This is a genomic window from Pedobacter xixiisoli, assembly GCF_900215335.1.
Lineage (GTDB): Bacteria > Bacteroidota > Bacteroidia > Sphingobacteriales > Sphingobacteriaceae > Pedobacter > Pedobacter xixiisoli.
Window position 1 is genome coordinate 436879 of sequence record NZ_OCMT01000003.1, and the last position, 14105, is coordinate 450983.

Consider the following 14105-nt stretch of genomic DNA (forward strand, 5'->3'; position numbering starts at 1 on the left):
CCTTGCGTTTAACATATAAATGACCTTAACTTTACCCTCGCTAAATATTAACTGTAAAAAGATGATGAACAAAAAAATCACACTACTTGCAGCGTTACTTTTTAGTTTCATGAGTTATGCCATGGGACAAGAAATTACGATAACTGGTCAAGTAAAAGATCAACAAGGTCTGCCTCTACCTGGGGTTTCAGTAAGAGTTAAAGGTACCAACTTAGGTGCATCAACAGAAGCTAATGGAGCTTATAAGTTGAAAGCCAAAGCGGACGCCATTCTTACTTTTTCATTTATAGGTTTTAAAACAATAGAAGAACCTATTAACAATAGAACAACACTTAACATCACACTTGCAGAAGATGACAACAAACTGAACGAAGTTGTGGTTGTGGGTTATGGTACAACTACTAAAAAGGATTTAACCACAGCAGTAGTTTCTGTATCATCAAAAGATTTAGAGAACCAACCGATCACCAATCCTTTGCAAGCTATCCAAGGTAGGGCAGCAGGGGTGCAGGTTACTTCACAATCTGGTAAGCCTGGAGCCGGTATCTCTATTAGTATTCGTGGTAATACTTCAGTTTCTGTATCTAACAGTCCGTTGTACGTAATTGATGGAGTTACCTCTCGCGACGCAAGTTTCGTAAATGCAAACGACATCGAGTCAATGACTATTTTGAAAGATGCGTCAGCAGCTGCGATTTATGGTTCTAGTGGTGCAAATGGTGTAGTTTTAATTACTACTAAAAAGGGTTCTGCTAATAAACTTCAAGTAGGTTTTAACGCATTTACAGGTTTCTCTAATTTCTGGCAGTCGCAAGATGTGCTAAACAGAGATCAATATATTGCTTTGATGACAGAAATGGGTTACACTACGTTTGGTGGTAATAGTAACACTGACTGGCAAAAGGAAACCTTCGGTACAGGATCTCAAAATCAATATCAAGTTTCTTTATCTGGTGGTGTTAAAGGTGGACAATATTACTTTTCTACCGGTTACCAACAAGACAAAGGGGTGGTGGCTCCTGCGAGATTAGATCGTTATACTGCTAATTTCAATGGTTCACAAAACCTTACTCCATGGTTAAAACTTACAGGTAATGCCATTTTAACGTCAAGCAAGTCTATTGATGTAGGCGATAACAGCAGTGTTTCTCGTGGTGGTGTAATTTTAGGTGCTTTAACTACGCCTTCAACTATCGGTATTTTTGAACCTAACGGACAATACACTACTATTCCAAATGCAGGTGGATGGGATAATCCATTAGCATTGGCTTTTGGTTCTGATAACAAAACAAGAAACTTTAGGTTTATTGGAGCTTTTGGTGCACAGGTTAACTTCACCAAAGATTTATTCTTTAAATCAACAATCAGTACTAATGTAAATAAGAACAATTACCGTTATTACACAGATAATTTTTTAACTACCTATGGTCGTCAAGAACGTGGTGTTCTACGTAAAAATATAACTGACGATAACGTTTGGTTGAACGAAAATATTTTAAACTATACCAAAAACGCAGGTAAGAATGCTTTCACTGCTACAGCTGGTTACACTATCCAAGCATCAGATTGGAAATACAATCCTAATGAGAGCAACCGCTTTTTCGATACATCGGGTAATCCTATTGCACCTTCTGTACTGCTAACTGTACCACAAAGAACTCAATGGAGTAAGCGATCTTACTTAGCTCGTTTAACTTATGCTTACGATAACAAATATCTATTCAGTTCTAACTTTAGAGCTGATGGTTCATCGAGATTCCCAACTGAAAACAAATTTGGTTACTTCCCATCTTTCTCTGCGGGTTGGAGAATTTCGGGTGAGAATTTTATGAAGGATAGCAAAACCATTGACGATTTGAAACTTCGTGGTAGCTGGGGTAAAGTAGGTAATGATGAAGGAATTGGAGAGTATTCGTACCTGAAATTATATGGTATCAATGGACAAGGGGAGTATAATCTTCAAAGTCCGGCAAACAGCGGTTTAAAATGGGAAGAAACTACGCAGACCAATATAGGGTTAGATTTGACCATGTTTAACAACAGATTAACATTTACTGCTGATGCTTATTTGAAGAAAACTAATGATTTATTAGTTGCCGTACAATTGCCACCTTCGGCTGGCTTCGGCGCTCAAGCCTATAACGTTGGTTCTATGGAAAATAAAGGTTTGGAATTTGTGTTGTCTACTAAAAACGTAGATCGCGAAAAGTTCAAGTGGACTACAGATTTGAACTTGTCAATTAACAGAAATAAAGTAACCAGTTTAGGCAATGATACTAAATCTTTAGACTTTGCTGGTATTTACGAACGTGATGCAGCGGTACGTGTAGTTGCAGGTAAGCCTTTAGGTAGTTTTTATGGCTATGTGTTTACAGGTGTTGATCCAGCTACTGGAGCAGCGCAATATGCCGACTTAAATAATAATGGCGTTAGAGATGCAGAAGATAGAACGTTTATCGGTTCAGCTCAACCTAAGTTTATCTATGGCGTAACTAACAGCTTAACTTATGGCAACTGGAACTTGAACTTATTTTTTCAAGGTGTTCAAGGCAGTCAATTGTTTAATGCTACCAGAATTGATTTAGAGGGTATGTTCGATTCTAAAAATCAATCGGCAGCGGTATTAGATAGGTGGACAACTCCTGGTCAGATCACTGATATTCCGAAGGCTTCTAGAGCGGGTACAGACAATTCTTTAACTTCTAGTCGTTTTGTTGAAAATGCTTCTTACTTACGCTTAAAGACAGCAACAATATCTTACAGCTTTGCTTCAGCGGCTTTGCAAAAGTTGAAAATGAGCAAACTAACTTTATTTGCTAGTGGCTACAACTTGTTAACCTTTACAAAATATTCTGGTTTAGACCCTGAAGTTAATGTGAACGGAGCAAATGGCCCTTCTATGGGAGTTGATTATGGTACTTATCCACAATCAAGAAGTTTATTGTTCGGTGTTAATGTTGGATTTTAAGAATTAAAGAGATGAAACTAAATAAATATACTTTAGTAGCAATTGTAGCGGCGACATTTAGCTTACAGAGCTGTAAAAAAGATTTCCTAGATAAACAACCATTTAATCAGGTAACTGAAATCACTACCGCAGATGGTGCTGAGCGATTAATGGCAGGCGTTTATGGTGGAATGTACAATGATTATCATATTTGGGATTACATGGTTAATGGCGATGTAACTTCCGATAATGCATATGCTGGTGGTGATAACCCTGCTAATATTCAAATTGATGTATTTGATGTGAATGCTACAAACGGCAATATTGGGCGTGATTGGGGAGGTTTATATTCTAACATCAAAGATGCAAATGAGGTGTTGGAGAATATTCCTAACATTCAAGATGCAGCTTTAACCAATGATAGAAAAACACAGATGTTGGGAGAAGCAAAAACCATGAGAGCCTATTTCTACTTCCATCTAGTACGTTTGTGGGGTAGTGTGCCATTGATTTTAAAAACACCAACAAACTTGCAGGAAATGCAACAACCTCGTTCTACTGTAGATCAGGTGTATGCTCAAATTATCAAAGATTTGGAAGAAGCTTTGCCTGCGGTACGTACCACAGCGACTAATAAAGGTATCATTACCAAAGGTGTAGTAAATGCTTTGTTGGCGAAAGTTCATGCTTCTAAACCAACTCCAGATTGGACAAAAGTAAATCAATACGCAGATGCGGTAATTGCTGGTGGCTATGCTCCAGTTGGAAATTTCGATCATTTATTTGATGGTGCGCACAAGAATAATTCCGAATCAATTTGGGAAATGCAGTACGACGGATGGGGTGGGCCCAAAGGTCGTGGTAACTGGATGACCGGCGTAATTGTAGGTACAGGTTGGAAGCGTTTCTGTACACCAACTAATGACTTGGTAGCTTTGTTTGATGCAGAAGGTGATGTAATTCGTAAAGCATCGAGCATTAGCTTCAGAAATGTATCTAGTGATGGCTGGTCTGATATTTATTGGACTAAAGCAAACTATCCGTTCATTAATAAATACCGTAACGATGATTTGGCTAATTCTTACATTCTTCGTTTAGCGGATATTAAATTGTTAAAAGCAGAAGCGTTAAATGAATTGACAGCTACAGGTTGGTCATCAGCTAAAACCTTGGTAGATGAAATTCGTGGGCGTGTAAATTTAGGCGGAACTCCTGCAAACACCCAAGCTGCAATGCGTTTGGCAATTGAAAAAGAGCGTAGGTTAGAGCTTGCTTTCGAAGGTCACCGTTGGTTTGATCTGTTGCGTACCAACCGTGCTGTTGCAGTAATGAATGCACAAAAAGACAACAACGGTGCAACGCTGTACAATATTTCAACTGCGAAGTTGTTATTCCCAATACCACAAGCAGAACGCGATCGTAATCCGAATCTGTAACTATATCATTGTAGTATGCAGGCTTAGGTTTGCATACTACAATACTACTACATCATCATGTTTTTTAAGCGTATCGTTTCAAAGCACAGGATGATTTAAAAGCTGCTTTTTAAGTTAACTAAGGTGGTTTTTCTTGAGGATTTAAGCGTGTCAGACTTTCAACAACTCCAAATTTTGATTCGATTGAACACTTATAATACTTTCATTAAAGGGGATTAGCTTCCTATTTTTAGGGCATCAAATCACCTAAAATAACACACATATGAACATTAAAAATTTTAGTTTAGCGCTTGTTCTTAGTTTAGCCGGTACTTCCGTTTTTGCACAACAGAAAATGAGCAAAGAAGCTATCGACAAAAAAGTTGATGCGCTGTTATCAAAAATGACGATTGAAGAGAAAGTAGGCCAAATGGCTCAAATCACTTTAGACGTGATTGGTAAAGGTAAAGATCGTTACACCAGCGATGAACCTTTCTCTTTAGATAAGAAAGAAACCGAAAAAGCTTTATTGCAGTATCATGTTGGTTCGGTATTAAATACCTCTAATAATAGAGCTAGAACGCCACAAGTTTGGTATAACATCATCAACGAAATTCAAAATGTAGCCGTTAAAAAAGGAAAAAACAAGATTCCAGTAATTTACGGCGTAGATGAGGTTCATGGTGCTACTTATACAGCCGGAGCTACCATGTTCCCACAGCAAATTGGTCAGGCGGCTACTTTTAACAGAGCTTTAGTAAAAGAGGGAGCTAGTGTTACCGCTTACGAAACTCGTGCAAGTGCCATTCCTTGGAACTTCTCACCAATCTTAGATTTAGGTGCTGATCCTAGGTTCCCTCGTCAGTGGGAGAGTTTTGGAGAAGACCCTTTCTTGGTTGCGCAGTTGGGTAAAGAAATGATCAAAGGTTTAGAAGGCGATAACAACGATGTTTCCAACCCTTTCAAAGTAGCTTCTTCTATCAAACACTTTTTAGGTTACCAAGTGCCAGTTTCTGGTAAGGATAGAACTCCAGCAATCATCTCCGATCAAGCTTTGAGAGAATATCACTTACCTGCATTTAAAGCAGCTGTAGACGCTGGTGCAAAAACCATCATGATCAACTCAGGTTTGATTAACGGTGTGCCAGTACATGCGAACTACAAAATATTAACCAAACTGCTAAGAGAAGAGTTAGGCTTTAAAGGTTTGGTAGTAACCGATTGGGGAGATATCGAAAATCTTCACAAACGTGATCGCGTAGCTAAAGACAATAAAGAAGCGGTAATGATGGCGATCAATGCAGGTATCGACATGTCGATGATTGCTTATAACTACGAGCCTTTCTGTGATGATTTAGTGGCTTTAGTTAAAGAAGGTAAAGTAAAACAATCTCGTATTGACGATGCGGTTAGAAACATCTTGAGAGTAAAATACGAATTGAACTTGTTTGAAAAACCAACTACTAACATCAAAGATTATCCAAAATTTGGAAGTAAAGAATTTGAAAAAGTAGCTTATGATGCGGCGGCAGAATCAATGACTTTATTGAAAAATAACAACAATACATTGCCTTTGAGTAAAACTGCTAAAGTTTTAGTTACAGGTCCTAATGCTAATTCAATGAGAACTTTAAATGGCGCTTGGACTTACTCTTGGCAAGGTGAAAAAGTAGAAGAATTTGCTACGAAATATAACACCATCGTTAAAGCAATACAGAATAAAGTAGGTGCAGTTAATGTTACTTATTTGCCAGGCGTGAGCTATAAAATGGACGGCAAGTATTTCGAGGATTTTGCTGACAAAATGGATGAGACTATCGCAGCAGCTAAAAATGCAGATGTGGTTGTACTTTGTTTAGGTGAAAATACATACACCGAAACTCCAGGTAACTTAAGCGATTTATACATTTCTGATTTACAAACTGAATTGGCTAAGAAATTAGCTGCTACTGGTAAAACTATTGTGTTGGTTTTAAATGAAGGTAGACCAAGAGTAATCAGCAAGTTCGAGAAAAACATGAGTGCGATTTTGCAAAGTTATTTGCCAGGCAATTTTGGTGGCGATGCCATTGCAGATGTATTGTATGGTGATGTTAATCCATCTGGGAAATTACCTTATACATATCCTCAATTCCCTAATGCTTTGTTCACTTACTACCACAAACCATCAGAGTCTAGAGAAACTACAGAAGGAGTTTACAACTACGATGCAGATTACAACCCTCAATATGTTTTTGGTCACGGTTTAAGCTATACCACTTTTTCTTATAGCGATATCAAATTAAGTAGCAATACTTTGAAAAAAGGCGAGACTTTAGAAATCAGCGTGAATGTGAGCAACACCGGTAAAGTAGCTGGAAAAGAAAGTGTATTGCTTTATATTTCTGATTTAGTTGCACACGATATCAGCCCTGATGTGAAACGTTTAAGAGGCTTTGATAAAATCGATTTAAAAGCAGGCGAAACAAAGACTGTTACCTTCAAAATTAAACCAGAAGATATTGCTTATGTAAATGCTGAGTTGGTAACCACAACTGGCGAAGGTGAGTTTACCATTCAGTTGGGTAACAAGAAAGCAAACTTCAATTATACACCTTAAAATTAAGATTTGATGAAGAAATTTATAGCGAGTTGCGTAGCGTTTTCTATAGTAATGGCTTCTTGCGCTAGCAAGAAAGGGCAAACTATCAATAACAATCAGACAGGTAGCGATGTTGCTTTTTGGCTTACCAAAGGCGACCAATCTGTATTGCTGAAAAAACAAGAAGTAGCTTTAAATTTCGGTACCGCTGCAAATACACATAAAACGATTACCGTAGATGAAAACCAAACCTATCAAAGTATTGATGGGTTTGGCTATACTTTAACTGGTGGTAGTGCTACGTTAATTAATAAGTTGCCAGAGCAAGAAAAAGATGCGTTATTGAAAGAGCTTTTTTCGACCGAAGGAAATGCCATTGGTGTAAGTTATTTGAGAGTAAGTATTGGCGCATCTGATTTAAGTGCGAAGGTTTTTACCTACAATGATTTGCCTGCTGGTGAAACCGATGTAAAAATGGAACGTTTCTCTATCGCAGAGGAAATGACAGATTTAGTGCCCGTTTTAAAAAGGATTTTGGCGATTAACCCTAGCATTAAAATTTTAGGTTCCCCATGGACTCCTCCAACTTGGATGAAGACAAACAAAGCTTTTAAAGGTGGAAGTTTGTTGCCAGAGTTTTATCAAGCCTATGCTAACTATTTTGTGAAGTATATTGCTGCCATGAAAGCGCAAGGTATCACTATTGATGCAATCACCATTCAGAACGAGCCTCTGCATCCAGGCAATACGCCAAGTTTGCTGATGCTCGCTAACGAACAGGCTAATTTCATTAAAACGGCTTTAGGTCCAACTTTTCAGAAAGCAGGTTTAAAAACAAAGATTATTCTTTACGATCATAATGCAGATCGTCCAGATTATCCGATGAGTATTTTAGCAGATGCCGAAGCCAGCAAATATGTTGATGGCTCTGCTTTTCACTTATATGGAGGAAAGATTGATGCGCTTAGCCAAGTTCATGATGCTTACCCAGATAAACACATTTACTTCACAGAACAATGGGTTGGTGGTCCAGGTAATTTCGCGGAAGATTTGAAATGGCATGTGAGCACCTTAATTGTTGGAGCAACCAGAAACTGGAGCAGAAATGTGCTAGAGTGGAATTTAGCAGCAGACGCAAACTACGATCCACACACGCCAGATGGTGGCTGCACCAATTGCTTAGGTGCCTTAACCATCGCTCCAGCAGTAACTAGGAACGTAGCTTACTATGTAATAGCTCATGCTTCAAAGTTTGTGAGACCAGGTTCGGTAAGAATTAATTCTTCTGCGGATAATACCCTAAGCAACGTTGCTTTTAAAACTCCCGATGGTAAAAAAGCTTTGATTGTGATGAACACCAGTAATAGCGACCAAACTTTTAATATCAGTTACCAAGGGAAATTGGTTACACCAACATTGCCAGCAGGTGCGGCAGGCACATTTGTTTGGTAAAAGATTTTCATCCTAATATTTGATTTATTTGGTTAACCCCGCGAAAGCGGGGTTTTCTTTTTTTTAGCGCTTTGCTAAGCATCACGTTATTGCGAGGCACGAAGCAATCTTAAAGCGGGCAGTTAATTCTGACAACCTTACTTCGCCTTCTCGTCATTTCCGCGTAGACGGGATTCGTAATGCGGTTAGTTAAAATAGAGACCTGCGTGGCAGATGCTGAAATAAATTCAGCATGACGGAGCGTAAATATAGCGTCACCCTCGATTTATTTCAGGGTCTGATTAGATATATTATAAGCTATTCAACAAGACAGTTATGTTCTAAAACTTCTCAAACTTCTCCCAAAAGCCATCCTTTGGAAGCTTGGCGAAAATTTTAATTGGTTCTTTCTTTACAGGGTGTACAAACTCTAATTGGCGAGCATGTAAACAAATGCTACCTTTTTTGCTACCACGAGGATAACCATATTTATTGTCGCCGACTATTGGACAACCCATGGTAGAAAGTTGTACCCTGATTTGATGAGATCGGCCAGTTAATGGATTTACTCGTAGCAAGTAATAACCATCTAATTCTGTGAGCAGCTGATAATCTAGCTCGCAATATTGACTGCCTTTTGCTTCGTAGTCATAAGCCTTTACAACATTTTTCTTAGGATCTTTAATTAGCCAATTGATGAGCTTTCCTTGCGGTTTTGCCGGTTTTTTTCGTACTACCGCAAAGTATGTTTTTTTGATTTCGCGGTTTTTAAAGATGGCGTTCATCCTGTCTAAAGCCTTGCTGGTTTTAGCGAACAGGATTAAACCACTAACTGGCCTATCCAAACGATGGGCAACGCCAAGAAAAGCTGTGCCAGGTTTGTTGTACTTAGCTGCTAAAAACTCTCTAACCATGTCATCTAATGGCTTGTCTCCAGTTTCATCTACTTGTACTACATCGCCAGCTCTTTTGTTGATGGCAATGAGATGATTATCTTCGTAAAGTACGTCTGCTTCGGTAATGGCCATGTTTTGGTTAACTGTTTAAATTGATAAATGGTTAATCGGGGTTTCGCTCGGTTTAAGTATCTTGCAGTGTTATTTGTTAGCTAAACCCGATTGGAACATTGTCCTTTTTGTTGTCGCTGCCTATCGTTTCGTATATGCTGAGTTTCCCCGAATAGTCGGGAAAAGTAATCGAAGCGTTTTTGCTATAAAAATCCTTCGACAGGCTCAGGATGACAGAAGTGGTAGCAAAAAGATAAAAGTGTAAAGCGGGACTGATTTAACCGAGAAGTACTGAAATTGCTTTTCAAAAAACCTCTTTGCTACTTTATCCTTATTCCTTGCTCTTTTATCCTTTCTCCAATCTAATATTGTTCTTTTTCGTTCGGGAAATCGTTCGCTTTTACATCGGCAATATAAGATTGTGCCGCACCTTTAATGCCTTCGTACAAATCTAAATATTGGCGTAGGAAACGAGGTTTGAAGCCTTTGGTTAATCCAATCATATCATTTACCACTAATACCTGTCCGTCGCAATGCGGACCAGCACCAATACCAATTGTTGGAATATGTAAGCTCTCAGTTACTTCTTTGGCTAGTTTAGCAGGTATTTTTTCTAATACTACTGCGAAACAACCTGCATCTTGTAAGGCAAGAATATCTGTTTTTAACTTGTTTGCCTCTTCATCATCTTTTGCTCTAACAGTATAGGTGCCAAATTTATAGATAGATTGTGGAGTTAATCCTAAGTGTCCCATTACAGGAATACCTGCGGTGATGATACGTTGGACAGATTCTACAATCTCTACGCCACCTTCTAGCTTTACACCGTGTGCGCCGCTTTCTTTCATGATACGGATGGCAGAATTTAAGGCTTCCTTAGAATTGCCCTGATAAGAACCGAAAGGTAAATCTACTACTACAAAAGCTCTATTTGCACCACGTACCACAGACTGGGCGTGATAAATCATTTGGTCTAAAGTAATAGGTAGCGTAGTTTCGTGACCGGCCATTACGTTAGAGGCCGAATCTCCCACTAGAAGTACATCTAGGCCGGCATCATCTAAGATGGTAGCCATTGAATAATCGTAAGCGGTAAGCATGGCAATTTTTTCATTGCGCTGCTTCATTTCTTGCAAAGTATGCGTAGTGATACGCTTAATTTCTTTGTTTACCGACATGCTTTTTGTTTTGGTGTGTACAAAATTAACTTTTATTATTTGGAATAAAGAACAAGGAACAAGGATTAAGGAGTTAAGGCCAACCAACCAAAAAACCAAACAACTAACAACCCGATATTTTTTTTAAAAAATCTTGAAAAAAATCGTTGAAAACGTATACCTTTGTACTCCGAAATGAGAGAGTTCAATCATACGGTTTTATCATCCTACAAAAACGGTTTATCCGTTAAAAACTCCCATTCCTTTTTATCATTTTTTATCCCCAATTTTTATTGTAATTTAAATGACTAACTACACTAAGTTACCAGCGATTTTGTTATTGGCCGATGGCACCGTTTTTTATGGCAAGGCTGCTGGGAAAATAGGAACTACCACCGGTGAAATCTGTTTCAATACAGGTATGACTGGCTATCAGGAGGTTTTTACGGATCCTTCTTATTTCGGACAGATTATGGTAACTACCAATGCACATATTGGTAATTACGGCATGCACCGCGATGAGATAGAATCTGAAGGAATTAAAATTGCTGGTTTGGTTTGCAAAAATTACAACATCAATTATTCTAGAAAAGAAGCTACGGAGTCTATCCAAGATAACTTCCAAAATGAGAACATCGTAGGTATCTGTGATATTGATACTCGTGCTTTGGTTCGTCATATTCGTAATAAAGGAGCGATGAATGCTATCATTTCTTCTGAAATTACTGATTTGCAACAGTTGAGAAAGAAATTGGAAGAGGTGCCTTCTATGGATGGTTTAGAGCTTTCTTCGGTAGTTTCTACCAAAGAGCCTTACTATTACGGTAATCCGGAAGCTTCAATCAAAATTGCTGCTTTAGATTTAGGTATCAAAAAGAACATTCTTCGCAACTTCGACGATAGAGAGCTTTACATCAAAGTATTCCCTGCTAAAACTACTTTTGAGGAAATGAATGCTTGGGGAGCTAATGGTTATTTCATCTCTAACGGTCCTGGCGATCCATCAGCAATGCCTTACGCTATCGAAACGGTGAAGGCAGTTTTAGCAGCTGATAAGCCATTATTCGGTATTTGTTTAGGTCACCAGTTGTTGGCAGAAGCTAACGGTATAGGTACCATGAAAATGTTTAACGGTCACCGTGGATTAAACCACCCAGTTAAAAATATCATCAAAAACCACTGCGAAGTAACTTCTCAAAACCACGGTTTTGGTGTAATTCCAGAAGAAGTAAAGGCTTCTGATAAAGTAGAAATTACACACGTAAACTTAAACGATGATTCTATTGAAGGTATCCGTGTAAAAGGCAAGAAAGCATTTTCGGTGCAATATCACCCAGAAAGTTCTCCAGGTCCACACGATTCACGTTATCTTTTCGATGATTTCGTGAGCATGATCAAAGGTGAATTGGCTTGGTAACAGAAGGCTAAAAGGTATAAGTTTTCCTTCCTCAAACCATATTTAAGGATGTTTGCTTGTGCAAACATCCTTTTTAATTTAAAGCAGATTTGTGCATCCTAGTTCCAAAAAACTAACCAACCAACCAACTAACCAGTTCATTCATCATTTCATCCTCATAATTATTCCAATTAGCGAAAAAGCATAGTCAATTTAACATAGGCTTCTTACTTTTATACCAATGACAAACAAACGACCAATTATCAGCGTAACTAATTTAGTAAAACACTATGGCGAGTTCAAAGCTGTTCAAGGGCTTTCGTTCGAGGTTTACGAAAATGAAATATTTGGATTGCTTGGTCCAAATGGCGCAGGAAAGACAACTACCTTAGAGATTATAGAAACTTTACGCAGTAAAACTAGCGGCGAAGTTTTAGTAGATGGATTGAATGTAGATACCGATGCCAATGCCATTAAACAACTTATTGGTGTACAATTACAGGCTGCGGGTTATTATCCAAACTTGAATTTGGTAGAGCTTTTGGAGCTTTTTGCTGGGCTTTATGGCGTAAGTGTAACTCCGATGGAAATGCTGGCAAAAGTAAACTTGCAAGACAAAGCTAAAGCCAAGTACAAAGAACTTTCTGGCGGACAAAAGCAACGTTTCTCCATCGCAACCACCTTAATTAACTCACCAAAAATAGTCTTCTTAGATGAGCCTACCACAGGTTTAGACCCACAAGCACGTAGAAATCTTTGGGATTTGATTAGTGAAATAAGAAACAACGGTACTACGGTAGTGATTACTACGCACTACATGGACGAAGCCGAGCAATTGTGTGATAGAGTAGCCTTCGTGGAAGCAGGAAAAATCATTGCCTTAGATACGCCAGACCAATTGATAGATAACTTAATTGCAAGTGGCTTCGAACGCAAAAAAGAAGTAAAAGCCGCCAACTTGGAAGACGTGTTTATCAATCTTACCGGCAAGGAGTGGAGAGAGTAAAATTAAGTTAAAAGTAGAAAGTTAAAAGTCAAAAGCACTTATATGTCGCAACCTTACAATCATACAAAAGCTACGCTAGCTTTAGCAAAAGCAAGTTTTCGGTCAATTACCCGAAGTCCATCTGCGGTAATTTTCACCTTAGCATTCCCGCTGATATTCATTGTTGTTTTCGGCTTTATTGGCGGCGGCGGTATGAAGCTCGATGTAGCTCTTGCACCAGGTTCAGATTTGCAAAATCCGGTAATTACAGCTTTGGAAAAAACTGGTGTAATTCGCTTAACCAAAAACGATACGCAACAAAATATCGAAAAGAACCTAGAAAAAGGAGCTTACGATGCGGTGATTAACATAGAGAAAAATCCGGATGGTTTGCCAGCGTATTTTACCAATGTGAAATATACTTCAGCCTCTTTAACCAATGGAAATGTACTGAAATCAGTATTGAACGACCTCGCACATCAACTGAATACGGTAAATCAAAAACCTACCGTAACAGAGATTAGAGCAACCACCATTACGGGTAGACTACATAGAACCATCGATTTTATCTTGCCAGGACAGTTGGGTTTCTCTTTGTTAAGTACAGGTGTTTTTGGTACCGCATTTATCTTCTTCGCCCTTAGACAAAACTTGGTGATTAAGCGCTTTTTCGCTACGCCAGTTAGGCGTTCGAGCATCGTGTTGGGCGAAGCTATTGCCCGTATCGGTTTTGCGCTATTAGGTGCGCTGTTTATCATTATTATCGGTCACTTTGCTTTTAATTTTACGCTGATCAACGGTTTCGTCACCGTATTTAATATGATTGTGCTGGCTACTATTGGTATCATCGTTTTCATGGGTTTTGGTTTCGTCGTTTCGGGCTTGGCAAAAAGCGAAAGCACCATTCCGCCAATCTCAAATATCATTACCCTACCTCAGTTTTTGTTATCGGGAACTTTCTTTTCTATCAACGCATTTCCAACTTGGTTGCAGCCTATCAGTAGAGCCTTGCCTTTAACTTACCTAAACGATGCCATGCGTAAAGTAGCTTTCGAAGGCGCAAACCTTTGGGATGTAAAACAGCAGATTTTAATTATGGTCGTTTGGGGTATTGGCATCTATGCCGTTGCCGTAAAAACTTTTAAATGGGAATAAAATAATTAGAAGCGCAATTACTGTGTTTCTT

Annotated in this window: 9 protein-coding genes; 7 read left to right on the top strand and 2 right to left on the bottom strand. The window is 38.7% G+C overall.

Features of this window, described 5'->3' with window-relative positions:
* The first annotated feature begins 64 nt into the window (after positions 1-64).
* The 4 genes from CRO54_RS14010 (at position 65) to CRO54_RS14025 (ending at position 8395) form a co-directional block, all read left to right on the top strand.
* Positions 65-2968, top strand: coding sequence for a SusC/RagA family TonB-linked outer membrane protein (locus CRO54_RS14010; protein WP_097132700.1), 2904 nt, complete (start codon positions 65-67; stop codon positions 2966-2968).
* Between the two features lie 11 nt (positions 2969-2979).
* Positions 2980-4383: a RagB/SusD family nutrient uptake outer membrane protein gene (locus CRO54_RS14015; RefSeq protein WP_097132701.1), complete on the top strand. Its 1404-nt coding sequence runs from the start codon at positions 2980-2982 to the stop codon at positions 4381-4383.
* Between the two features lie 262 nt (positions 4384-4645).
* Entirely contained in the window at positions 4646-6961 is a 2316-nt protein-coding gene (locus CRO54_RS14020) for a glycoside hydrolase family 3 N-terminal domain-containing protein (RefSeq protein WP_097132702.1), read from the top strand.
* 12 nt (positions 6962-6973) lie between these two features.
* Entirely contained in the window at positions 6974-8395 is a 1422-nt protein-coding gene (locus CRO54_RS14025; protein ID WP_097132703.1) for a glycoside hydrolase family 30 protein, read from the top strand.
* Between the two features lie 320 nt (positions 8396-8715).
* Here the strand turns inward: CRO54_RS14025 and CRO54_RS14030 are convergent, their stop codons facing one another.
* Together CRO54_RS14030 and panB are read right to left on the bottom strand one after the other, a co-directional pair.
* Positions 8716-9402: an RluA family pseudouridine synthase gene (locus CRO54_RS14030; RefSeq protein ID WP_097132704.1), complete on the bottom strand. Its 687-nt coding sequence runs from the start codon at positions 9400-9402 to the stop codon at positions 8716-8718.
* 341 nt (positions 9403-9743) lie between these two features.
* The gene (gene panB / locus CRO54_RS14035; protein ID WP_097132705.1) at positions 9744-10559 is read right to left on the bottom strand and encodes a 3-methyl-2-oxobutanoate hydroxymethyltransferase; all 816 of its coding nucleotides are present in this window, start codon (positions 10557-10559) and stop codon (positions 9744-9746) included.
* 283 nt (positions 10560-10842) lie between these two features.
* Here panB and carA point away from each other — a divergent pair, with 283 nt between their 5' ends.
* From carA to CRO54_RS14050, 3 genes are all read left to right on the top strand, one after another.
* A complete protein-coding gene (gene carA, locus CRO54_RS14040) occupies positions 10843-11955 on the top strand; it encodes a glutamine-hydrolyzing carbamoyl-phosphate synthase small subunit (RefSeq protein WP_097132706.1) in 1113 nt (370 codons plus the stop codon).
* A gap of 220 nt (positions 11956-12175) precedes the next feature.
* On the top strand, positions 12176-12940 hold the full coding sequence (locus CRO54_RS14045; protein ID WP_097132707.1) for an ABC transporter ATP-binding protein: 765 nt from the start codon (positions 12176-12178) through the stop codon (positions 12938-12940).
* A 42-nt stretch (positions 12941-12982) separates the two neighbouring features.
* Positions 12983-14074 carry an ABC transporter permease gene (locus CRO54_RS14050; protein WP_097132708.1) on the top strand — a complete coding sequence of 364 codons (1092 nt, stop codon included), beginning with the start codon at positions 12983-12985 and terminating at the stop codon, positions 14072-14074.
* Positions 14075-14105: the final 31 nt, after the last annotated feature.